Source organism: Actinoplanes sp. NPDC026623, from assembly GCF_040638275.1.
Taxonomy (GTDB): domain Bacteria; phylum Actinomycetota; class Actinomycetes; order Mycobacteriales; family Micromonosporaceae; genus Actinoplanes.
This window is the reverse complement of record NZ_JBEZXZ010000022.1, coordinates 19,688-43,124: the sequence shown is the minus strand read 5'-3', so window position 1 is coordinate 43,124 and position 23,437 is coordinate 19,688. Positions and strand designations below refer to the sequence as shown.

Here is a 23,437-nt window from a genome sequence, read left to right as displayed (position 1 = left end):
GCCCGTCATCGGCCTTGCCGCCGAGGATCGGGATGGCCGGACGCCGAGGGCTCGGCGTCCGCGCCGAAACCGAGCATGCGGCGCAGTTCGGTGGCCGCCGCGGTGAAGGCGGTCCGGTCCAGGACCGCGCCCGCGTACCGGCCGGTGCGCACCGGTTCGGTGAAGAACAGGTCCGGCAGCGTCTGCTCGTCGCCGCGCCCGAGCCGCCGGTTGACCTGGTGCTGGAGCACGAGGCGGGTGGCGCCGAGCACCAGCACGTCGGGCCGCCGCCCGTCGACCGCCTCGACCAGGTCGGTCACCCGGTCCAAGGACAGCGGGCGGGTCGGCGTGGCGGCGAACAGGCACACGCCGAGCGCGTCCAGCCCGCTCCACAGCCGGATGAGCTGCGCGGTGCGCCAGACGTCCAACTCGCCCCGGGGGCGCGGCACCCGGGCACCGAGCCGGCGCAACTCGGGATAACTCGCCGGCAGCCCCTCGTCGGGGTCGAAGTCCAGGTCGTGCTCGACCATGTCGTAGCGCGGCCCGATCGGCGCGACCGCGTAGGCCAGTCCCAGGTTGGGTTGCACCCGCGGATCGAACGGCGGAATCGCCACGTTCCGCACGGTCAGCGTGCCGCTGGCCGAGACCGGGTCGGTGCCCTGCTGCTCGTGGCGGCTCAGCTCCGGCCAGGGGTCGGGGTTGCCGAGGTTGGGGCCCAGCATGGCCAGCGCCTCCTGGTGCAACCCGGCGCCGGCGTAAACCTTGATGCAGTCGGTCGGGCAGCTCGGGCAGGGAGCGATCGTGGCGGTGCGGGCGATGTGCTCGGGGACGGTGCCGACGCCGCCGCCTCGGGTGGTGTCGGTGAACTGGTCGACCGGGGCGTACCCCGGCTCGCCGCTCCAGACGCCGAAGCCCGGCCGGTCGCGCTGCCACACCGAGAGACGGTCATCGCGGACGTCGCGGGCGTACTGCTCCGCGACGACCCGTACCCGGTCGGGGTCCGCGACCGGCGGCACGGCCTGCCCGACGCAGACGACCGCCTTGACGAACTTGGCGCCGAGCACGGCGCCCAGGCCCAGTCGCGGCAGCGGATGGTGCCGGCAGGTGACGATCGACGCGTACGGGACGCCCTGCTCGCCGGCCGGCCCGATCACCGCCACCGCGGCGCCGGGTCCGTAGCGCTCCAGCAACCGGTCCGTGGCCGGTCCGGTCGCCAGACCCCAGAGGTCACCGGCCGGCTCGAGCCAGGCCGCACTCCCGCTCACCACGACACAGACCGGAGCCGGCGCCCGCCCGTACAGCACGATCCCGGTGACCCCGGCGGCCCGCAGACCCGCCGCGTACGGTCCCTCGGCCCGCGTCTCGGCCACGCCGCCGGACAGCGGCGACAGGCCCACCGCCGCGCAGCGTGCGGTGCCGGGTGCCCCCGCGCCAGCCACCGTGCCGGCGACGAGCGCCAGCGGCGCGTCGGCCGGATCGGTCGGTCCGGTGACCGACGCGAGCAGGTGCCGCAGCGCCGCCACCGGGCCGTCGTAATCACCGTCGACGACGCTCGGTCCGGTGACGAGGCCGCCGTCCAGGCTGACCGTGATCAGGCCCATGCGGACCCGCCGGGGTAGCCGTGCCGGTGCGGTGACGACTGTTTCATCTGCCCCGAGAAACCGGGCATGGACCGCGCCCGGTACGCCCCGTGCCGGGTCTCCACCGGGTCGACGAAGTGGTCGTGCAGGTGCTCCACGTACTCGATGATCCGGTCCTGCGTGGTCCCGGAGACCGCGACGTAGTCGAACCTCGGCAGGTGCTGGACCGGCTCGCAGAGCCCGACGCCGCCGGCGTGCGGGCAGACCGGCTTGCCGAACCTGGCGGCCGGCAGCAGGATCGCCATGACCGGAAACTCCCAAGCACTCATCACTGCCATGCGAGAACCGCCGAATATTGCCGGGCTGCGAAGTTCGCGGCCTCACACTACCGGCCGGCGGCACTGTAGGTGCTCCACCGAGCGCTCCGGCCGCCGGGCCGACATGCCTCGGGAGACGCTCCTGCTGCCGGTCGGCGTGATCGGTAGCCGAGGTCCGGCTCGAAAGCCGCGGGCGGTCCATCCGGCGAGCATCCCGCCGACTACGGGGGCGATTAGGTAGACGGCGAGCAGACGGGCCTCGCCGGAGAAGAGCGCGGGGCCCAGCTGCCGTACGGGGTTGGCGGAGCCGCCGGTGAGTGTTCCGAGGGCAGCGCCTTGCAGCCCGAACATCCCGCCCACGATCCAGGCTAGGTGCCAGGCCGGGCGGTGGGCCGTCACCCAGCACATCGTTGCCACGACGACCGCCAGAGTCGCCGCCCCGGCGACCGCGACGGACGTACCGGTCCAGCCTGGTCCCGGCTGCACGACCGACCACCGGACGGCTGGTCCGGACACCGCAGGGCCCCACATGAGCCGCGTGATGGCGGCCGCGGCGATCGACCCGGCTGCCTGGGCCGTCAGGTACGGCACAACCCGCCGAGCCGGCACGGTTCCGGCCGCGAACAGGCCCAGAGTGATCGCCGGATTCATGTGGGCGCCCGCTGAAGCGTCCCGGCGGCGAGACCGCGAACCCGACGATGATCAGGCCGACCAGCGCGGACACGACGACGACCCGGCCGCGCATCTCGGTGACCGTGGCCCCGGCGGCCATCGTGCCGGTCCCCCACCGAACGAGGCCGAAGACAGTGGCCAGGAATGCCGTGGTCAGGCCGCGGGTGGCGGGCCTGTTGCCGCTGCGCGCGGACTGGCTGGCAGTGCGGCGGTCCCCGCGCCGTGACCTGCTCGCCGGGCTAACCGTCGCGGTGGTGGCATTGCCCCTGGCGTTGGCGTTCGGGGTGGCCTCCGGGCTCGGCGCGCAGGCCGGGCTGGTCACCGCCGTGATCGCCGGCGCGGTCGCGGCCGTCTTCGGCGGATCGAACCTGCAGGTGTCCGGGTCGACCGGGGCGATGGCCGTGGTCCTGGTGCCCGTTGTCGCACGTTTCGGCACCACCGGGGTTCTGATGGTCGGTGCCATGGCCGGGGTATTGCTGATCGCCCTGGCGGTGGCGCGGCTCGGCAGCTACGTCCGGTACCTTCCGGCGCCGGTGATCGAGGGCTTCACCGCCGGTATCGCCGTGGTGATCGCCCTGCAGCAGGTCCCGGCCGCCCTGGGCGTCACCGACGCGCACGGTGAGAAGGTGTGGGCGGTGGCCGCCGATGCCGTGGCCCGTTTCGTCGCGCACCCGCATCCCGGCTCTGTCGCCGTTGCGCTCGGGGTGGCAGCGGTGATGCTGATCGGCGGGCGGTGGCGTCCCGGCGTCCCTTTCTCGCTGATGGCCGTGGCCGCGGCGACGGTCCTCGCGCAGACCACGTCGCTGGACCTGGCCCGGATCGGTGCGTTGCCTGCCGGGCTGCCCGCGGCGTCTCTGGGTTTTCCTCGCCGAGGGCGCAGCGCGGGTATCCGGTCGCCGGCCGGCCAAGCCGGTGACCGGATACTGCCGCGCCGTCGCGGAGACGGGCCCGTCCGCAAGCCAGCCAGATTGCTCGCCGCGGCCGTCTCGCCCGTCAGGGTGTCCAGGCGGTCCCGGCTATCCAGCTGACGTCGTTGGCCCAGGCGGTGGCGGAGTCGAACGCGTTGGTCCCGCCGTTGCTCGCTGTGTAGACGAGGTTGGTGTAATGCCTGATGAAGCGGTCGGGGAAGTTCACCGAGGCAAACGAGTTGCCCTGGCCGTTACGCCCGGCCTGGGGGCAGAACGTGGCGTCCTGAGCGAACAGGGAGCTGCCGTCGTTGGCGTTCAGGTAGAGCTGGTAATTCTGGTGACGCAGGTAGTTCCCGGCTGTGTTTCGTGATTCGAAGGACACGCAGGCGTTGTTGGCCAGCCCGGCCCGGACGATCCAGGACGCGTTGGCCTTGGTCGTCGAGGAGCTTGACGAGCTGACCACGGCGGTGTTGACGGTGCTGCCGGAGTGGGAGATGTACCGGGTGGTGCAGCAGGCGGTGGTGGCTCGCAGCGAGACGCTCGTGCCCGGATTCAGTACAGGCCCGCCGCCGGTCACGGTGGTGGTGTAACCAGCCGCGGTGATGTTGGCCTGCACCGCGTTCTCGGTGGCGTCGCTCGGATAGCCGGAGGTCATCACGCCTTCGTAGAAGGTGCCGGCACCGCTGATGCTGTTGTCACCGCCGATGCCCAGAATGATGGCGCCCTCCTTCTTCATCGGGTTGTATCCCGGCACGTTCGGGCGTACCCCGTTGTAGAAGGTGGACAGGCCGCCCGATTGGGCGTTACCGCCGCGGATCGACCAGTGGTTCGGCTCGCCCTTCACGATCGCGGTCAGGAACCGGTGACTGATGCTCGGGTCGCCCGCGTTGTTGCGCTGATTGACTCCCGAGAACAAGCCGTTCTCCAGGTCGGCCATGATCCAGGGACCGTTGCCGGCACCGGAGCCCCAGATGGTGTTGTTGCCGAAGTAGATGGTTTCCATGGTGCCGTTGCCGTTGTCACGGCTGTTGGTCTCGGCGTTGCCGTAGTCGAAACAGCAGCCGTTGTTGTAGTGCGTGCCGTCCAGGATCGCGTACATGCCCTCCGGTCGGTCACCCGTGGCTACCCCGTTGGTGTTGTTGTTGCGGTATCCGGTTCCCGGTGCGACGAAGACGCCGTAGGCCTTGTGCCCGCCGACCGAGATCGGTGCCGAGGTCGCGTTGGCGAGGTTGTCGTACCCGCCGGCCGCCGGCCCTCGGAAGCCCCCGGGTGGCGCCTGGGTGAGCCGGTTGTTGCGGCTGGTCTGGTCGTAGATGATCGTGATCAGGCAGCTGGTACCAGCGCAGAACGAGTCCTGGGTCGTGGCATCGGCGACACCACCGGCGGTGAGCACGCCGACGTCGCGGGTGGTGTTGTCGGAGGCGCGGCGGACCTGGTACAGCGGGCCGCTGTAGGAACCGAACAGTGCGCGGGTAGTGCTGTGTGCAGCGACGCAGGGGGTTCCCCCGGCGGCATAGATATCGCATGGGCCGCTGGCGGCGGCCTGGGCTGGTGCGGCACCGGTGAGCAGTGCCGCCACGAGGCTGCTCGCGGCGACGGCCCCGAGCAGTGTGGCCCGTAGGCGTGGTCCTGTGGTCATCGTCTTCCTCCGCTGGTGTGGACCTGTAGGTGCTGTCGCCGGCTACTGCCGGGTCCATTTCTGGTTGCTGCCGCCGTTGCAGTCCCAGATCGCCACCGGGGATCCGTTCGCTGTGGCGGCGCCGGTCACGTCCAGGCACCGGCCGGAGGCCACGCCGACGATGGCTCCATCGGATGCTGGTCGCCACTGCTGGTTGGCGCCCCCGTTGCAGTCCCAGATCTGCACTGCCGTGCCGTTGACGGTCGCCCCGCCGGCGGCGTCGAGGCACTTGCCGCCCGGGGTACGAAGTTCCGTGGCGGCAGTGCTCGTCCACTTCTGGTTGCTTCCGCCGTTGCAGTCCCACAGGGCCGGCAGGGTGCCGTTGGTCTGGCTTCCGCCGGGCACGTCCAGGCAGCGTCCCGAGCCCTGACCACGCCAGGCCGAGGTCGTACCGGTCGGCGGGGTTCCGCCGCCACCGGTGACGATGTACATCGCTGCACCGTGGGATGGCACAGAGGCGCTGATGGTCGGGCCGGCGGTGCTCGTGGCGTGTGCCCACAGGTCGCGGACCGAGTAGCTCGACGCGCTACCGAGGCCCAGCTGGGACGCCGTGGTGCTGATGTTCGCGGTGCTGCTCCCCCGGTTGAGCAGGACGACGGCGGCCGAACCGTTGGCCATCGGCTTGGACCACACCTCGGTGTTGCCGTTGTCGACGATCCGGTTTCCCTGCCGGCCGCCCCAGTCCTGGTTGACGCCGATGACCTCGGTGTTGGTCAGGATGCTCCGGGTCGCCGTGCTCATCGTCCGCAGGTCGTTGCCGGCGATCAGCGGTGCGTTCAGGAGGGCCCAGAGGCTGAAGTGGGCCCGGGACTCGGTGTCGGTCAGGCCGTTGCCGACCTCCAGCATGTCGGGGTCGTTCCAGGCGCCGGGCTTCGAGAACGACGCCCAGCCTGGCTGGCTGTCCAGGATGCCCATCACCGAGTTCCAGTTCCCGGCGATGTCGCCCGTGGTCCGCCACGAGTTGCCGGTGGCGGCACCCCAGGAGCCGACGTTGTCGTTGCCCCAGTTGCACAGCGCGTACAGGATCGACCGGCCGGAGTTCGCCAGAGCGTCGCGCATCGCGGTGTAGCGCTGCTGACCGGTCCGGCCCTGGGTGTCTCCGCAGTTGTCGTACTTAAGGTAGTCGATACCCCAGGACGCCCACAGCCGGGCGTCGCGTTGCTCGTTACCCAGGCTGGCCGGATACCCGGCACAGGTGGTCAGACCGGCGGAGGAGTAGATGCCCAGCTTCAGTCCCTTGCCGTGGACGTAGTCGGCCAGGGACTTCATGCCGTTCGGGAACTTCTGCGGGTCCGGCACCAGATCGCCGCTGCTGTTGCGGCTCCTCAGCGACCAACAGTCGTCGATGTTGACGTAGGTGTAGCCGGCCGCGGCCATCCCACTGGAGACCATGGTGTCGGCCGTCTGCCGGATCAGGCTGTCGGTGACGTTGCAGCCGAAGGTGTTCCAGTCGTTCCAGCCCAGTTGCGGGGTACGGGCGAGGCCGTTGTCCAAGGCCTGGGCCGGCGCGGCGAAGGCCAGGACGACGGGTACGGCAGTGGCTACGAGCATCGCGGCCAGCGCGACGCGGAAGGGTTTGCGCACGGGATTCTCCTTGCTGTGGGGGCGGGCAGGAGTCGCGGCACGGGTGAGAGACCACCGTCGGTGCTGACCGCCCGGCGCAGGGCGTAGCTGTCCCCGCTCCGGTTCGGCGTCTCCTTGAGGCGGCGCAGCGGGCAGATCGCCCGAAGTTACGAAGGCATTGCGGAAGGGTTGAGTCCTTGTTGATTCTGTGATGTTACCGTTCACATCATGCCTGTCAATACTTACATGTATGGATGCCTTGGCACTCAGCGGTATAGCCGTCCAGGACACGGTGGCCGGCCACCGTCGGCCTCCTGCAGCGACGGGACGAGCAGCCCCGACCGTAGAGCCCGGGCGAGCGTGGGCGCGAGCGGCAGGCGCGGCAACAGCACGGCCTGCACCGCGTGGTAGACGTCAGGTTTGCCGGGCCACACGGTCGTGGCGGGCGTGTTGCGCGGGTCGAGTTCGTGCCACCATGAGCCGCCCGTGCGGTCGAGCAGGTGACGCTCAGCGTAATCCCACCAGGCGGCGTAGCTGTCGGCGTACCGCCGCTCGCCGGTGCGTCGGTGCAGTGCCGCGGCGGCGGCGATCGCCTCGGCCACCACCCAGTGCATCCGCTGACGCACCAACGGCGTGCCGTCCCAGTCGGTGGTGTAGACGAAGCCCTCCGCGCCGTCGGCGCCCCAGCCGTCGTCGACGGCCCGGTCGAACAGCTGCACCGCCGCTGTGGCGAGGGCGTCGTCGGTGCCGGTCGCGGCCTCGACGTTCAACAGCAGACGTGACCACTCCAGGCCATGTCCCGGTGTGGCTCCGTACGGTTTGAAGGGGTCGTCCGGTTGGCTGCGGTTGAAGCCGAGATCGGGGGCCCAGTCCGGCCCGAAGTGTTCGGGCAGGCGCCCGTCATGGGCGGCGGCGAACTCGACGACGAATCGTGCCGACCGCGCGGCCCGGTGCCGCCAGGCGGCTGCTCCCCCGCCGATGGCGGGCGCACCCGGGGCCTCGAGCACCTCGACGGCGTCGGCAACGGCGAGCAGCGCCTCGACAGAGTGCATCGTGGCGTTGAGGCCGCGGTAGTCAGCGAGCTGCGTGAAGTCCGCGTCCCAGGTGTCCACCGGGCGGCCGGCGTCGTCGTCCCAGAAGCGCTCGAGGTAGACGTCGGCGGCGTCGGCGAGCAGCATGGTGCCTCCGGGCCGGCCGGCGAGCGCCGCGGACGACGCGGCGAGCAGCACGAAGGCGTGGTCGTAGCAGGACTTGCCGGCGGTGCGGTCGGGGGCGCCGTCGGGTCCGAGGGCGTGGAACCACCCACCGTGCTCGGTGTCGCGCAGTCGGCCGGTCAGGGCCTTGAGCGCGGCGTCGGCGACAAGGGCGCTGCCGGGCACGCCGAGCAGCACGCCGAGCGAGTACGCGTGCGTGGTGCGGGCAGTGATCCAGGTGAGCACGCCGTGCGTGGGATCAGGCTCGCCAGTGGTGTCCAGGTAGGCGGCGCCGCCGTCGGGCAGCGCCGACCGCGCGCCGAAAGCGAGTAACCGGCGGCACTCGGTATCCAGCCACGCGTGGTGGGCGGGTAGGGCGAGCAGATTCACGGGGACGGCCGGGGTGGCGGTCATGGAAGGGTCCTCTCCGACTGGTCCGGGAGCGACCGTCAACCTCCTCGTCGAGCTTGTCGGCAAATACTTGCCCAAGGAAGTTAAGTAAGTCAATGGGCGGTCGGCGCCCGCTGCTCGACGAGCGAGCAGCGGGCTGATCTCAATGATCCGCTCGGCCGCCACGCAGGACGCAGGAGGCGCTGTTCTCCCAGCCCCACCCGTCACCATCAGGATCACTGCCCGCACTCGCGCAGTACGGGAACCCGTTCGGCGCAGTAGCAGGCGAAGTCGGCGTGCTACCGGTGTCTGCCCGGCCACCACGCACCACGCACGACTGGCTGTTCTCCCAACCCCAGCCGTCACCATCAGGATCACTACCCGCACTCGCGCAGTACGGGAACCCGTTCGGCGCAGTACCGCCACCGACCGGCGGCGTGGTCGGGTTCGTGGTACCGCCGTAGACCGACGCCTCGCGCGACGTGGCCCGGATGCCGTTGGCACCGTTGATGATCCGTTGACCCCAGGCGGTGAGGCTGGCGGCGTTGAAGCCGTTGGTCATGTCGAGGTATTCCACCGGGCTGCCGTTGCCGCTCCAGGACCAGCCGAGGTAGCCGATCCCCTTCTGCTGGGCGGTCGCCATGATGGTGTTCTCGTCGACGTCGCCGTCGGAGTGGTTGTTTCCGAACTCGCCGACGATGATCGGCAGGCGCGCGCTGATGAAGGCGTTGAGGTAGTTGTTGATGGTGGCGGCCTGGCCGTACACGCCGTACATGTGGATCGAGAAGACGGTGTTGCGCAGCGTGTCAGCGGCGAAGACGGACGGCGCGTTGGACCGCATGGTGTTGGACCAGTCCTGGCCCCAGTTCGGGCCGTCGACCACCAGCGTGTGCTGCAGGCCGGCATTGCGGATGGTCCGGATGGCGCCGGTGGTGGAGCTGGTCCAGTTGCCGGCGTTGTTGTTGCCGAGCGGCTCGTTCCCGATGTTGATCAGCACGTACCGTTCCTGGCCGGTCAGGACGCTCCGTCGGGATACCCAGAAGTCGGCGGCCTGCGCCAGGGTGGCGTTGCCGCCGCCCGAGTCGCCATAGCCGGTGGTGTTGTGGATCTCCAGCATGCAGATCAGCCGGTTGGTCCGGCACAGGTTGATGATGGTGGTGATCTCGCCGGCGGACACATTCAGGTCGAGCACGACCCGGACGGTGTTGGCGCCGGTCCGCTTGATGTCGGCGAACGAGCTGTCGCGCTCCTTGTACCAGGCGTACGCGTGGTTGACGCCGCGCATGACGAAGTCGTTGCCGTTGGCATCCAGCAGACGTCCGTTACTGACGGAGAACCCGGTGGCGGCCTGCGCGGGTTGAACGGCGGGCACGATCGACGCCACGACTGTGGCCAGGGCAGCGCCGGCGAAGGCGAGCTTTCTCAACATGGCTACCTCGGTGGATTGGTGGTGAACAGGAACGGACGGATGCACGTTCCTCGGGTCAGCGGGTGACCCATCGCTGGTTCGATCCGCCGGTGCAGGTCCACAGGATCACCCGGGTGCCGTTGGCGGTGCCGGCGGAGTCCGCGTCCAGGCACAGCCCGGACTGGGCGCTGGTGATCGTGCCGCCGGGGTCGACGTTCCATCTCTGGTTGGCGCCGCCGGTGCAGTCCCAGATGATGGCCCTAGTGCCGGGGGTTGTGCCGTTGCCCTCGGCGTCCAGGCACTTGCTTCCGTAGACCCGCAACTGCCCGGCGCTGGTGCGTTCCCATCGCTGGTTGGACCCGCCGTTGCAGTCCCAGAGCGCCACCGCGGTGCCGTTGGCCTGTGCTGCGTTGACCACGTCCACGCATCGTCCGGATGCCGCGCCGGCGATCGTGCCGCTGGACGACGGCGGCGGGGACGAAGGGTTCGTGGGTCCGTAGGGGCATTCGCTCAGGTACCGCGAGACGCCGGTGGAGTCCGCCAGGGACGGGCACAGGAACTGCCCGTACCGGCTGTCGTTGTCGAGAAAAATCTTCAACCACGGGATCGTCCGCCGGGTGACCTGTGAGTTGCCCCAGGTCGGGAATCCGTGGCCCCCGCCGGTCAGCTCGACATAGGCGCCCTTGGTGGCGGCCGGCTTGCTGGCCCACAAGGTGTTGAGCGAGGACGGAGTCACCGTTCCGTCGTCGCGGGCGCCCATCATCAGCGTCGGCACCCGTACGTCGGACAGGCTCTGGGAGAACGACGCCGGTGCCATCGGCAGGGCGGCCTTCAACGAGGGCCGGCGCATGGCGGCGCTGATGGCGCCGCCACCGCCCATGGAGTGACCCAGCACGGCCAACCGGTTCGGATCGACCCGGTCCCGTACCGCACTCTGCCCGGTGAGGTAGTCCAGCGCGGCCAGCAGCTGGGTGCCCCGGGCGGTGTCGAAATCGGTGGGACTGTTGGTGTCGATGCCGATCACGACAAATCCGAAGGACGCCAGCCAGGGTCCCATCCACGCCCCTTCAGCGGCCCAGGACGCGGTGTAGCCGGGTACGGCCGCGATCGCGCCCCAGGTGCCCTGGCTCGTGTCGGTCGGGTAGTAGATCTTTCCGCCGTTGAACCCGAAACCACGCGGCACGGTGATCTCGGCGGTGGCGAACGTGCCTCGGCCGGCCGCCACGCTCTGCACTGTGGGATCCGGCCCGCGCTGATAGGAGTTCTCGGCCGCCGAGGCGGAACCGGTCAGGACCGCGGCTGTCGCCGTGATCACGCCCAGCGTGACCGCGACCGCGACCGCGGCCGTGGCGAGGCGTCGAACCGGCCGGTGCCGGGGCTCGCGTTCCGGCTGGTGGTCGTGTGCTCGGTCGCCGTGTCCGGCGCCCAGGTTCGCCTTCATGATCCTCACACCTTTCGTGTCGTCGCGCGGTTCATCGGCGTACCGGCCGGGTGGCGCGTTCGCGTCACCCGGCCGGCGGCGTCCGCACCGCTATCGCCTGGTCCATTTCTGGTGGTCGGCGCCGGTGCAGGTCCACAGGCCGACGGCGGTGCCGTTGGCGGTACCGGCACTGGTGACGTCGAGGCAGAGGCCGGACTCGCGGCCGACGACCGTTCCGTCGGGGTTGAGGTTCCACTGCTGGTTGGCGCCACCGTTGCAGTCCCAGATCGCGACACCGGCGCCGGGTGTGGTGGCGTGGTTGGTCACGTCCAGGCACTTGTTCCCGTAGACCTGCAGCGCACCGTTGGACAGCGAGGTCCACGTCTGGTTGGCGCCGCCGTTGCAGTCCCAGATGACCGGCGAGGTGCCGTTGGCGGTGCTGCTGTTCGGTACGTCCAGGCACCGGTTGGAGCCCACACCCCGCAGCACTGCCGCCGAGCCGCCGCCGGGCGGGGTGGTACTGCCCAGGCCCCAGCCGTACCGCAGCCGGTCGAGTCCTGACTGGTTGGTGATCGTCAGCGAGAGGTTCGTGCCGCTGCCGTTCAGTGACGTGATCGCACAGGACGCGTTGAAGCAGGGACCCGGCCCTTGGGTCTGGCCGGCTTCCTTGATGCCGGTCCACAGCAGTGAACCCATGCCGAGGCTGCGTACGGTGTCGGTGAGTGCGTAGAAGTACGAGACGTTGTTGTTGCCGTCGCGGGGGCCGTTGTAGTTGACGCCGGTGTTCATCGGAACGCCGAACTCGGTGAGCACGGCACGATCGGCGTATCCGCACAGCCGGCCTTTGAAGCTGGCGATCCAGTCGTTCTCGGTCGGGTGCGTCTCGCCGCCGAGGGTGTACATGTGGATCGACAGCAGCGTGCCGGTCAACCGCGGGTCGGCCCCGACGGCACACAGGTCGATGTCCGACCAGAGGCCGGGCACGACGATCCGGCCGCGTGGGATGGTCGAGTACCGCTGGAGGAATTGAGCGGCGAGGTCGGTCAGCTCCGTGGCGCTGTATCCCCAGGGCTCGTTGACGATGTTGAAGTAGAACCGGCTGTTACCGCCGTACTTGCGGATGACGACGTCCCACATCGCGTAGAACGCGTTCATGTCGCTGATCCGGCCGCCGGTCGGCGGCCACGGGGCGATCATCACGTTCATGCCGAGCGCGTCGGCCGCGTCGTAGGCGGCGACCAGGCTGTTCCACCACGACGACGACGTGGTTTGCGGGTTGATACCGAACCGGACCGTGTTCGAGCCGAAACTCTGGAACCCTTTGAGGATCGCTGTGGCCTTCGTGTACGTGGTCGCGTAGGTGTCCGACCTCGACAAGCCGACCGGGACGTTCGGATCGGTGAGGAAGTTGTCCCGGGGATCGGCCCAGTTGACGCCGTGGAACTGGTTGGTCGCCGCGTGCGCCGGCGTGCCACCGGCGACGCTGATGCCGAAGGCCCCCAGCAGCAGGAAAAGGGCCAGACCGGCTGATGACATCCGCCGCAGGCGGCGTCCGCTTGTCCTCATCGTTCCTCCGGAGCGTTCGGGCTTTGGTTTCCGGTCAGTGCGGGTAGTGCGCGGGCCCATCGCTGGTTGCTGCCGCCGTTGCAGTTCCAGATCTGCACCGGGGATCCGTTCGCCGTGGCAGCGCCCGTGACGTCCAGGCACCTGCCCGAGTTCACGGCGACAACAGTGCCGTCGGAGTTCAGCCGCCACTGCTGGTTGACGCCGCCGTTGCAGTCCCAGATCTGCACCGTGGTGCCGTCGGTGGTGGCGCCGCCGGCAACGTCGAGGCACTTGCCGCCCGCCGTGCGAAGTTCATTGCTGGAGGTGCTGGTCCAGTTCTGATTGCTGCCGCCGTTGCAGTCCCACAGCGCCGGCCGGGTGCCGTTGGCCTGGTTGCCGCCGGGCACGTCGAGGCAGCGCCCCGAGCCCTGGCCGCGCCAGGTCGACGTCGACGGCGGCGTCGTGGGAGACGTGGCGTCGAGCCCGAAGAAGTGGATGGTCTGGTCGGCGAGGATCTGCAAGTTGTGCGGCTGACCGGTTTCCTGGATCGCCTCCACCTGGCTGCCGTAGCGGGTACGGGTCCAACCGGACCGCGGCTGGTTCTGCTCGGTGGAGGTCGGCGTCTGGCTGACACCGTGCACGTTGGTCCATTGCTTGATCTCCTCGCCGAAGTTGGCGAAGCGCAGGACGTCGTCCGTGGTGCCGTGCCACAGCTGCATGCGTGGACGTGCGCCGGAATAGCCGGGATAGGCGGCCCGCACCGCGTCTCCCCACTGCTGTGGTGTCCTGCTGATCTGGCCGTTGGCGCAGGCGGAGTTCCACGGGTCCGGGCCGGCGAAGCATCCGAACGGGACCCCGGCGTAGGCGGAGCCGGCCCGGAAGACGTCCGGATACGCGCCGAGAAGGACGTTGGTCATCATACCGCCGGAGGAATGACCGGTCACGAACGTGCGGTCGGGGTCGGCGCCGTAACGCTGCCGGACGTAATTGACCATGGACACGATGCCGAGGGAGTCGCCGCCGCCGTTGTGGGTCAGCGACGCGGTCGAGTGCACGTCCCAGCAGCCGTCGCTGCTGGGTGCGGACGGATAGATGACGATGAAGCCGTACCGGTCGGCCAGCGAGGCATATCCCGTTCCCTGGTAGAAGTCTTGTGCGGTGCCGTGACACCAGTGCACGCCGACCAGGACCGCGGGGTTGGGTTTGACGCTGTCCGGTACGTAGAGAAACATCTTGGTGCCGGTGGGGTTGACGCCGAAATTGGTGATCTGCTGCAGTGACGCGGCGGCGGCCGGTGGCGCGGCCACAAGGGTGCCGAGGGCGGCGGCGGCGAGGGTGGTCAGTGCCGCGATGACGGCGCGGAGCCAGGTGGTGGTGCGGCTTCTGCTCATCAGTGGTCCGCCCTACCGTTGCGGACGACGCAGGAGGCGTTGTTCTCCCAGCCCCAGCCGTCACCGTCCGGGTCCGACGACGATCCGTTGGCGCAGTACGGGTAGCCGTTCGGCGCCGTGCCCCCGGAACTCGCGCCGGGATCGGCTTTCGAGCCCCGGACGACGCAGGAGGCGTTGTTCTCCCAGCCCCAGCCGTCACCGTCCGGATCCGACGACGATCCATTGACGCAGTACGGGTACCCGTTCGGCGCCGTGCCGGGCGGGGTCGGAGTGGTCGTCGAGCCGAGCAGCCCGGTCAGCGCCGGATAGAACCTCGCCTCCAGCTTGCGGATGCCGGTGCCGTCGTTGGGATGCACGCCGTCGACGGTGTCCTGCGCCGGGTTGAAGCCGGTGTACTGGTCGACCACCCGGACGGGCGAGCGGCTGGTGCTGTTCGCGGAGGCCCAGCCGGGGATGGCGGCGTTCAGGTTCTGCACGTTGGCGTTGCAGTTGCCGCATCCGCTGGGCGCCATCGGCAGGATCTGCGCGATCAGCACCTTGACGTCGGCGTTGTTGGCCCGCATCTGACCGAGCAGCTTGGTGTACGCGGCGAGGATCGCGGGCGTTCCCCTGTTGCCCCAGACGTCGTTGGTGCCGAGCATCATCACCACGATGTTCGGGTTGGTCGCCGACAGCCAGCCCGGAAGCTGATTGTTGTCGGCGATACCGGTCGCCGTGTAACCGCCGTGGCCTTCGTTGTCGGCGTCGAACGAGCCGGAGCAGTACGTGTTCCGCAGCGTGCCGACGAAGTCGACGTTGGTGTGTCCGCTGGACTGCAGATGCTGCCAGAGCAGGGCGCGCCAGCAGCCGTTGGAACCGGTGATCGAGTCGCCGAGCAGCATGATCCGCGTCGGCGCGGCAGCGTTCGCGGCCGGCGTCACGAGCAGGACCGACGCTACGACGGCAGCCAGGGCGACGAGCAGGCCCAAGAGTTTCTTCACTGTTCTCACTCCCTTCGGTACGGCCGCGTTTCTACCTGAGGCTCGGCAGTTCATCCCGGGTCAGGACGTAGGAGCTGGTGTAGAAAGTGCGGATGTCATTGGCGGAGTTCTTGCTCGTGTCGGTGATCCAGCTGCTGTGCCAGGTGTTGAACAGCACCCACTTGGTGCCGCTGGACTGCAGCTGCGCCGGATTGGGGATCGGCCCGTTCTCGTGCAGAGCGATCGGCATGGTGCTGCCGTAGATGGACCTGGCCGCGTTGTACATCGAGGTCTGCGGGCCGTGGTCGCCGGCATAGGTGTCCGCACCACCGATGTCCACGTACTGCTTGCCGGGATACCAGGCAGCAGCGGGGGCGCCGTTGAACGGGTGCAGATACACCAGGTTGTGGACGCCGGCATTGCGCATGAAGTTGTACGTGTAGATCCATAGGCGGTTGTACTGGCTCGCGCCTTCCTTGCTCCACCAGAACCACGTGCCGGATGCCTCGTGCCACGGGCGGAAGATGACGGCTCCGCCGCCGTTCTGAATGACCTTGAGTTGATCGGCCCATTTCCTCAGACGGGTGTTGAGCCGGTTGTTGTCGGCGGTCCCGGAGGCCAGCGCGGCGCCGATGTTGGCGTTCATCTGTGAGCCGGCATAGCCGTCGGTGTCCTGTGCCGGTGAGCCCATGTGGTAGCCGACCATCGGGATTCCGCCGGCGTTCCACCAGGACAGTCCGCGGGCGCCGAAGTCCGGAGAGTCACCCATGTCCTGCCCCCGGATCGCCGGGTATTTCTTGGCGATGTTGTAGATGTAGTTCATCTCGTAGTCCGGGCCGCCGTTCCAGGTGGACTCCTGCTGGCCGGAGAGAATGTGGTTGCCGTAGACGTTGTAGAGGTAGCACAGCAGGCGCCGGGCCGAGGTCGTGGCCGCCGGGTCGGCCGGGGCCACCGAGCACGACGTGTTGCCGGCGCCGGGGTCGGCCGCGGACCCTCGGACGACACAGGAGGCGTTGTTCTCCCAGCCCCACCCGTCACCGTCCGGATCCGATGACGATCCGTTGACGCAGTACGGGTATCCGTTGGGGGCCGTGTCGGCTGCCTGGGCCACGGGTGAGGCCAGGAGTGATCCGCTGACCAGCAGGCCGGCTAGCACTGTGAGCATCATGGTCTTGCTTCGTCGCATGGTTTTCCTTCCGGGGACGGGGTGACTGCCGGATACGGCAGCCGGACCGGAACGCGAGCCTCGCAACGGCGCCACCGGACGGAGTGAATCGGCAATGTGCTTTCTTGTCACCTGCCGAATGGCCCGGTCCGCACCGGTCGATCGGGGTGGTATCGGCCAGGCGGGAGAAGTCCGGCCACCGCGATGACGACGTTTCTCCACGCCGTCCATTGTTGCTGATTCGTAAACCTACGACCTCGGTGCGACCGGGTCAAGACATTGATATAAGTAAATGTAAATTACCGAGAAACGGGAATGCACGCACGCCGGGCCCACCCCGCGGAATCGGAAAGAACCGATACCGCACGAGCAGGCATCCGTTCGTCGGCCGATATTCGAATGGGAGAGCGGCAACTACGGCACTTTTCTGTCAGGCAGTGCGTACCCGGTGGAGGACCACGAGATCGCTGCGATAGTCGGCGCCGATCGGCTCCCACGCCGCGGGCCGGATGCCGACGGACATGAGAACGCTGCCGTACCACCGTGACCGGTGGGTGAGCCGGCCGTGCGCCGGCCCGGCGACGCCACCTGCCACCACCTCGTAGGTAGCGTCCGGATCCAGCCCGGCGAGCCGGAGCCGGCGAGGACCGCTCTTGGCGTTTCCGAGCGGGTTGTGGACCAGGACCACCACCTCGGCACCGAGGACGTATTGCACCGCCGACCGCTCGGCGCCAGGGGCACCACCGAGCCGGTACTGGCGACCCTGCTGCACAGTTGGCCGGACCTGCTTGTACGCGTCGACCAGAGATCGCGCCTCGGCCAGTTCCTCGGCGGTCCACCGGCCGACGTCGGCACCGATGCCGAGTACCCCGGCCATCGCGACGTGGAACCGATAGCGCAACGGCATGTCGCGATCGGTGTTCGGATTGGGCGTGTCCGTAACCCAGGCGCCCATGGCCGACGCCGGGTACAGCTGGGAGAAGCCGTGCTGCGCGATCTGGCGATCCTTGGCATCGGTGTTGTCCGATGGCCACACCTGGTCGACGTGCTGGAGAATGCCCAGGTCGACGCGGCCGCCACCGCCGGAACACGCCTCGATGCGCAGCGCCGGGTATTGAGCGCGCAGGTCGTCCATCACCCGGTAGACGTTGCGGGTGTGATCGATCCACAACAGATCCTGGTCCGCGGGCCGCTCCGGCCAGCCGGCCTGGGTGAACGGCCGGTTGACGTCCCACTTGAGGTAGTCGATCCCGAGCTCCGCGACAAGCCGGGTCAGCCAGCCGAGCGCCCAGTCGCTGACCTCCGGACGCGCGAAGTTCAACACCAGCTGCTCGCGTTTCGTGTCGCGCCGCCGGTGGTCCATCCGCAGCACCCAGTCCGGATGAGCGCGATGGAGCTCACTGTCCGGGCTGACCGACTCCGGCTCGACCCAGAGGCCGACTCGCATGCCGAGGTTGCGGATCTCGTCGAACAGCACACCGAGTCCGTCCGGGAACCGCTCCGGATGCGGCCACCAGTCACCGAGGGAGGACGTCGCGTCGTCGCGGCGCGCGAACCATCCGTCATCGATGACGAACAGCTCCGCCCCGAGGGCCGCCGCGGTGCGCGCCAGCTTGAGCTGGCCCTGCGCGGTCGCGCCGAAACCGGTGGCTTCCCAGGAGTTGTAGAGCACCGGCCGCAGCTCATCGGCGGACGGCAGCACGTACGCCCGCGTGTAGTCGTGCCAGGCCCGGCTGGCCGCACCGAATCCGCCTTCGCAGTACAACCCGAGCGTCGGCGGACTGACCAGTTCGGTGCCGGGTGACAGTGGCCAGCGCAGGCCCTCGTGCCCGAATCCGGCCGCCACGGCCGCGCCGCCTTCCGGACGGCGGGTGGCGGTCATTCGCCAGCTGCCGCTCCAGACCAGCGCCATGCCGAAGACCGCACCCTCGGTCTCGGTGGCGGTGCCGGCATCGATCATGAGCCAGGGGTTGGACTGATGTCCGGTGATGCCCTGACGGCTCGTGTAGGTCAGCTCGCCGACGGGCAGCCGGCCGCGTTGCAGCTGGAACTCCTCGGCCCAGGCACCAGCCACGCCGGTGTAGCTGTAGTCGTCCGCGTCCGGCAGGAACCAGCTGCCCGAAAGGAGCCGGGTGATGGTGATGCCAGAGTCCGAGCCGGGCAGAGCGGTGTTGCGAAGTGTCACCCACCGCTCGATCACGTCGCTGTCGGGCCGGGCCCGGAAGGACAGCACCACTTCGAGCGGGAAGTGCCGATCAGCCAGGCTCAGATCGAGGCGCTCGTCGTCGGCCTTCGCCGACTGGAACTGCAGCTCCACCGAGCGGACCGCGCCGAAGGAGACTTCGAGGGCAGCCGGTCCCCAGCGCCGCCCTCCGGTCACCGGCAACAGTTCCTCTATCTCCACCGGCTCGGCGAAGCTCGTCACGTGCCGCCCGGCTCCGTCGGGTGTCGACGGGCCCCGGCTGAGGCCCACGACCTGGTGGGCGGCGTCCACGGTGAGCGCGGGTCCCCAGTACTTCTGCAGGACGGTCGCTTCCCCGGTCCGGGCGTCGGTCTCCACCGCGACGACGTAGCACGAGCCGGGCGTGCGCAGACACCACGAGTCGTGGTTCGGGCTGAGCGGCATCACGGACACAGTGACATCCCCGATCATCGATGGAGTACCGGAACCGTAACCTGGTATCTACATGACGTCAACAAAAGAGACCGCTATGTCGGAACCGGACCGCCGTAAGGCCCCAGTCAGCCGTCTTTTACTTGACACTGTGAATAAACCGAGTGAGCATGTCTGACGTGTTACACATCGATGCCACCCGGACCGCGAGCGTGACCGACGCCATGCGATCAGTGTTCGTCGAGCTGCTGGTGCACGGACCGATGTCGCGGGCAGAGGTGGCGCGCCGGCTCGACCTGTCCCCCTCGGCGTTGACGAAGCTGACCAAGCCGTTGCTCGAGAACGGCTACCTGCGGGAACAGCCCGTCGAGACCCGCAACACGGTGGGCCGGCCCTCGCTGCCGTTGACCGTGGACGCGAGCCGGGCGCAGTTCGTCGGCATCAAGCTCACCGCAGACGAACTGTTCGGCGTCCGGACCGACCTGTCGGCCACTGTGCAGTCGGAGACCCGGCTGTCCCTGCCCAACCACGATGTCGAAGCGATCGTCGAGCAGATCGCGACCGCCGTCCGCCAGCTCAGCGATCCGGGCCACCGCATCGCCGGCCTTGGGCTGAGCCTGGCCGGCGTCGTCTTTCCCGGCGATCCGGTGGTGCACGCCTCCCCGTTCCTGGGCTGGCGGGACGTGCCCTTGGCCGATCTCGTGCGAGACCGGACCGGGCTACCCGTCGTCCTCGACAATGACGTACGCGCTCTCACCGCCGCCCAGCACTGGTTCGGCGCCGGCGTGGGGCAGCGTTCCTTCGCCCTGATCACCGTCGGCGCCGGCATCGGCTGCGGACTGGTCATCAACGACCGGCTCGCCACCGGTCACAGCCGGGCCACCGGCCTGATCGGTCACCTCGTCATCGACGACCACGGGCCGCTCTGCGAACAAGGTCATCGCGGCTGCGCCCGCGCCTACGCCACCTCGACCGCGGTGCGGCGCAGCATCCGGTCAGCCCTCGACCGGCCCGACCTGACCTTCGAGGACTGCCTGGCCCTGGCGAGGGACGGCAACATCGTCGCCCGCCGGGTCATCGACGACGCCGGTCGTGCGCTCGGCCAGGTTGTCGCCACCGTTGCCAACCTGACCGGCCCCGACGTGGTCATCCTCTCGGGTGAGGCGATCACCATGATCAATATCGGCGACGCCGCGTTCCACGCGTCCCTCGACCAGCACACCCATTGGACCGCTGCTCCGGTACCCGTGGTCATCAGGCCCTTCGCGTTCAACGAATGGGCCCGGGGCGCCGCGGTTGCCGCACTGCAGTATCAGGTGATGGGCGAATGAGAACGGCGGCACGGAGTAGACGCCTCCGGGACGTACCCGCGGCCCTGATCTTCCTCGGCCCGGCGGCCGTCGGTTTCCTCACCTTCTACCTGTGGCCGGCCGTCCGCGGGCTCTACCTGAGCTTCACCGACTACAGCCTGCTGAGCGCCCCGGAGTTCATCGGGCTGGAGAATTACGAGCGCCTCATCGGCGACCACCTGTTCTGGAACGCCCTGGCGGTGACCCTCGAGTACGTGGTCATCAACATCGCCGTGCAGACGGTGTTCGCGGTACTGCTCGCCGTGCTCATGCACCGGCTGACCAAGTCGCTGACGATCCGCAGCATCATCCTGCTGCCCTACCTGATCGCGAACGTCATCGCGGCGCTGGTCTGGTACTCCATGCTCGACTACCAGACCGGTGTGGTGAATCAGCTCCTGGAGTGGCTCAGCATCGACCGGGTGGCGTTCTTCGGCGAGACCACCACGGCGATCCCGACCATCGCCCTGGTGAACACCTGGCGCCACGTCGGCTACACCGCCCTGCTGGTCTTCGCAGGCCTGCAGGCCATTCCGAAACAGGTCTACGAGGCGGCCGCGATCGACGGCGCTTCGGAGTGGAAGACGTTCTGGCGGGTCACGCTGCCGCTGCTGCGCCCGGTCATGGCGCTGGTGCTGGTGCTGACCGTCATCGGCTCGTTCCAGGTCTTCGACACGGTCGCGGTCACCACCACCGGCGGGCCGATCAACGCGACCCGGGTCATCTACTACTACATCTTCGAGCAGGCCTTCGCCCGGTTCGATTTCGGCTACGCCTCAGCGCTGTCGCTCGCTCTGTTCATCATCCTGGCCGGCGTCGCGTACGCGCAGCTGCGGTTGACCCGCGCCTCCCACTCCGATCTGTCGTGAAAGGCCCAGCCATGGCCATCGCCAGTGCGCCACAGGCCGGCGCCGATCTCACTGCCGCCCCGCCGGACCGGCCCTCCGTGCGACCGGGCCGGCGCGGTTTCCCCTGGGGCCGTACGGCCGGGTGGGCCACGCTCGTCGTCGTCATGATCGTGACGTTGGTCCCCTTCTACTGGATGTTGCGCACCTCGCTGTCGAACACCCGGTCGCTGGCCGCAGGCTCCGGCGAGCTGCTCCCAGTGGACTTCACCCTCGGCGCGTACAAGCGAGTGCTCGGGCTTTCCACCACCGCGGAGGCGATCTCCGAAGGAGGCTCCGGCGCTTCCGTCAACTTCTGGCTGTACCTGCGCAACTCAGTCATCGTCGCGACGCTCGTCACGGCCGGCCAGGTCTTCTTCAGCGCGATGGCGGCGTACGCCTTCGCCCGGCTTTCCTGGCCCGGTCGCGACAAGGTGTTCTTCCTGTTCCTCAGCGCCCTGATGATCCCGCCGATCTTCACCACGCTGCCCAACTTCATCCTCATCAAAGACCTCGGCCTGCTGAACACCTACCTCGGCATCGTTCTCCCCGGGCTGCTGATGACTCCGTTCGCGATCTTCTTCCTGCGGCAGTTCTTCCTCAACGCCAGCCGTGAGCTGGAGGAGGCGGCGCGCATCGACGGCGCCGGGCACGCCCGCATCTTCTTCCGGATCATCGTGCCGCTCAACCAGGCACCGATCACGACGCTGGCGATCCTGACCTACATCACCGCGTGGAACGACTACTTCTGGCCGCTGCTGGTGGGCAGGTCGGAGAACGTGCGCGTGCTCACCGTCGCGCTCGGGGTGTTCCAGTCGCAGACCCAGCGGGGCACGCCCGACTGGGCCGGCCTCATGGCCGCCACCCTCGTCGCCGCGCTGCCGATCATGGTGCTGTTCGCCGTTCTCGGGCGCCGGGTCATCAACTCCATCGGATTCACCGGCATCAAATGACATCCCCTCACCCCTTGGAACGGAAGACACCATGATGAAAGCGCGACGCGCTCTCGCCGCCGCAGCAGCCGTGGGGCTGCTCGCGGCCGGCGGCTGCACGGGCAGCGACGACAAATCCGCATCGGCTTCGGGCACCATCACCTACTGGCTCTGGGACACTTTCCAGCAACCGCAGTACCAAGCGTGCGCGGACGCGTTCCACGCGGCCAACCCCCAGTACACCGTCAAGATCACCCAGTACGGCTGGGACGACTACTGGAACACGCTGACGCCGGCCTTCGTCTCGGGCACCGCGCCTGACACGTTCGTCAGCCACCTGAGCTACTACCCGCAGTACGCCGCCCAGAACCAGCTTCTCGACATCACCGAGCGGGTCGCCAAGGACGGCGTCGACCTGGCGCAGTACCAGACCGGTCTCGCCGATCTGTGGGTCGACCAGCAGGGCAAGCGGTTCGGCCTGCCCAAGGACTTCGACACCGTCGCGCTGTTCTACAACACCAAAAAGGTCGAGGAGGCCGGCGTCAAGCCCGCCGACCTGCAGAACCTCACCTGGAACCCGGCCGACGGCGGCACCTACGAAAAGCTGATCGCCCACCTCACGGTCGACAAGTTCGGCAAGCGCGGCGACGAGCCCGGCTTCGACAAGAGCAAAGTCGCCACCTACGGCCTGGGCCTGAACAGCTCCGGCGGCGGCTTCGGACAGACCGAATGGAGCCCGTACGCGTTCTCCACCGGCTGGACGCATGGTGACAAGACCCCGTGGCCGACCGCGTTCAACTATGGCGATCCGCGTTTCAAGCAGACGATCGCCTGGTTCCACTCGCTGATTGACAAGGGCTACATGCCGACGCTCGCCATCGCGAGCTCCGGCGTAAACCAGCTGGACGCGTACGGCGCCGGAAAGTATGCGATGGTCACCGAGGGCAGCTGGAACACCAAGTCCTACTGGGACCTCAAGGGCGTCAAGTCCGGAACAGCCCCGACCCCTGTCGGTCCGAGCGGCAAGCGGGCCAGCATGATCAACGGTCTGGCCGACAACATCTACGCCGGCACCAAGAACCCCGAAGGCGCCTGGCAGTGGGTGAAGTTCCTCGCCTCGCCCGCCTGCCAGCAGGACATCGTCGCGAAGCAGGGCATCGTCTTCCCCGCCATCAGGAGCGCGACCGTCGAGGCGGAGAAGGCCTTTGCCGCCAAACAGATCGACGTGGCGCCGTTCACCGTGCACCTCAAGGAGAACACGACCACCCTGGCGCCGATCGCCGATCACTGGGCGGACATCTCCGCCCTGATGATGGAGACGATGGACTCCATCATGTCGGGCAAGAGCGGCGTCGACTCCCTGGACGGCGCCAACCGGAAGGCGAACGACCTCCTCAAGAAATAACACCTCGTCCCCGGACGAGAAACCCGGTCGGGGGCGGGGGGGGTTGGAGCGAACCGACCCACCCCCCCGCAGCACCCACCACCCC

The 23,437-nt window shown here is 68.6% G+C and carries 18 protein-coding genes; 5 read left to right on the top strand and 13 right to left on the bottom strand.

What is annotated here, in order from left to right; translation table 11 throughout:
- Positions 1–5: 5 nt before the first annotated feature.
- The 3 genes from AB0F10_RS09800 to AB0F10_RS09790 are packed head-to-tail and all read right to left on the bottom strand — an operon-like array spanning position 6 to position 2,527.
- A complete protein-coding gene (locus AB0F10_RS09800; protein WP_360621958.1) occupies positions 6–1,580 on the bottom strand; it encodes an aldehyde ferredoxin oxidoreductase N-terminal domain-containing protein in 1,575 nt (524 codons plus the stop codon).
- Positions 1,571–1,888 carry a hypothetical protein gene (locus tag AB0F10_RS09795; RefSeq protein WP_360621956.1) on the bottom strand — a complete coding sequence of 106 codons (318 nt, stop codon included), beginning with the start codon at positions 1,886–1,888 and terminating at the stop codon, positions 1,571–1,573. The genes AB0F10_RS09800 and AB0F10_RS09795 overlap by 10 nt, the downstream gene beginning before the upstream one ends.
- Positions 1,889–1,939: 51 nt before the next feature.
- Positions 1,940–2,527, bottom strand: a complete 588-nt coding sequence (locus tag AB0F10_RS09790; RefSeq protein ID WP_360621954.1) for an aquaporin — start codon at positions 2,525–2,527, stop codon at positions 1,940–1,942.
- 155 nt (positions 2,528–2,682) lie between these two features.
- On the opposite strand from AB0F10_RS09790, the gene AB0F10_RS09785 reads away from it, so the two are divergent.
- Positions 2,683–3,576 (top strand): SulP family inorganic anion transporter, encoded by an 894-nt coding sequence (locus AB0F10_RS09785; RefSeq protein ID WP_360621952.1) that lies wholly within the window; start codon positions 2,683–2,685, stop codon positions 3,574–3,576.
- Here AB0F10_RS09785 and AB0F10_RS09780 read toward each other — a convergent pair.
- The 10 genes from AB0F10_RS09780 to AB0F10_RS09735 form a co-directional block, all read right to left on the bottom strand.
- A complete protein-coding gene (locus AB0F10_RS09780; RefSeq protein WP_360621950.1) occupies positions 3,542–5,095 on the bottom strand; it encodes an alpha-L-arabinofuranosidase B in 1,554 nt (517 codons plus the stop codon). The two genes, AB0F10_RS09785 and AB0F10_RS09780, sit on opposite strands and share 35 nt — an antisense overlap.
- Before the next feature lie 42 nt (positions 5,096–5,137).
- Positions 5,138–6,718 (bottom strand): ricin-type beta-trefoil lectin domain protein, encoded by a 1,581-nt coding sequence (locus tag AB0F10_RS09775; RefSeq protein WP_360621948.1) that lies wholly within the window; start codon positions 6,716–6,718, stop codon positions 5,138–5,140.
- Positions 6,719–6,963: 245 nt separating this feature from the next.
- Positions 6,964–8,304: an AGE family epimerase/isomerase gene (locus AB0F10_RS09770; protein ID WP_360621946.1), complete on the bottom strand. Its 1,341-nt coding sequence runs from the start codon at positions 8,302–8,304 to the stop codon at positions 6,964–6,966.
- Between the two features lie 139 nt (positions 8,305–8,443).
- Positions 8,444–9,709, bottom strand: coding sequence for a cellulase family glycosylhydrolase (locus AB0F10_RS09765; RefSeq protein WP_360621944.1), 1,266 nt, complete (start codon positions 9,707–9,709; stop codon positions 8,444–8,446).
- Positions 9,710–9,764: 55 nt separating this feature from the next.
- Complete coding sequence (locus AB0F10_RS09760) at positions 9,765–11,129, bottom strand: lectin (RefSeq protein WP_360621942.1); 1,365 nt, start codon at positions 11,127–11,129, stop codon at positions 9,765–9,767.
- A 90-nt stretch (positions 11,130–11,219) separates the two neighbouring features.
- Positions 11,220–12,644: a ricin-type beta-trefoil lectin domain protein gene (locus tag AB0F10_RS09755; protein ID WP_360621940.1), complete on the bottom strand. Its 1,425-nt coding sequence runs from the start codon at positions 12,642–12,644 to the stop codon at positions 11,220–11,222.
- A 26-nt stretch (positions 12,645–12,670) separates the two neighbouring features.
- Positions 12,671–14,044 (bottom strand): PHB depolymerase family esterase, encoded by a 1,374-nt coding sequence (locus AB0F10_RS09750; protein WP_360621938.1) that lies wholly within the window; start codon positions 14,042–14,044, stop codon positions 12,671–12,673.
- Positions 14,044–15,024, bottom strand: coding sequence for a GDSL-type esterase/lipase family protein (locus AB0F10_RS09745; protein ID WP_360621936.1), 981 nt, complete (start codon positions 15,022–15,024; stop codon positions 14,044–14,046). Before AB0F10_RS09745 ends, AB0F10_RS09750 begins: the two co-directional genes overlap by 1 nt.
- A gap of 31 nt (positions 15,025–15,055) precedes the next feature.
- Positions 15,056–16,189 (bottom strand): glycosyl hydrolase, encoded by a 1,134-nt coding sequence (locus AB0F10_RS09740; RefSeq protein ID WP_360621934.1) that lies wholly within the window; start codon positions 16,187–16,189, stop codon positions 15,056–15,058.
- A gap of 409 nt (positions 16,190–16,598) precedes the next feature.
- Positions 16,599–18,794 (bottom strand): alpha-galactosidase, encoded by a 2,196-nt coding sequence (locus AB0F10_RS09735; RefSeq protein WP_360621932.1) that lies wholly within the window; start codon positions 18,792–18,794, stop codon positions 16,599–16,601.
- Positions 18,795–18,952: 158 nt separating this feature from the next.
- On the opposite strand from AB0F10_RS09735, the gene AB0F10_RS09730 reads away from it, so the two are divergent.
- The 4 genes from AB0F10_RS09730 to AB0F10_RS09715 are packed head-to-tail and all read left to right on the top strand — an operon-like array spanning position 18,953 to position 23,352.
- Entirely contained in the window at positions 18,953–20,113 is a 1,161-nt protein-coding gene (locus AB0F10_RS09730) for an ROK family transcriptional regulator (protein WP_360621930.1), read from the top strand.
- Positions 20,110–21,000, top strand: a complete 891-nt coding sequence (locus tag AB0F10_RS09725) for a sugar ABC transporter permease (RefSeq protein WP_360621928.1) — start codon at positions 20,110–20,112, stop codon at positions 20,998–21,000. Before AB0F10_RS09730 ends, AB0F10_RS09725 begins: the two co-directional genes overlap by 4 nt.
- An 11-nt stretch (positions 21,001–21,011) precedes the next feature.
- Complete coding sequence (locus AB0F10_RS09720) at positions 21,012–21,968, top strand: carbohydrate ABC transporter permease (protein ID WP_360621926.1); 957 nt, start codon at positions 21,012–21,014, stop codon at positions 21,966–21,968.
- A 31-nt stretch (positions 21,969–21,999) separates the two neighbouring features.
- Positions 22,000–23,352 carry a sugar ABC transporter substrate-binding protein gene (locus AB0F10_RS09715; protein WP_360621924.1) on the top strand — a complete coding sequence of 451 codons (1,353 nt, stop codon included), beginning with the start codon at positions 22,000–22,002 and terminating at the stop codon, positions 23,350–23,352.
- Positions 23,353–23,437: the final 85 nt, after the last annotated feature.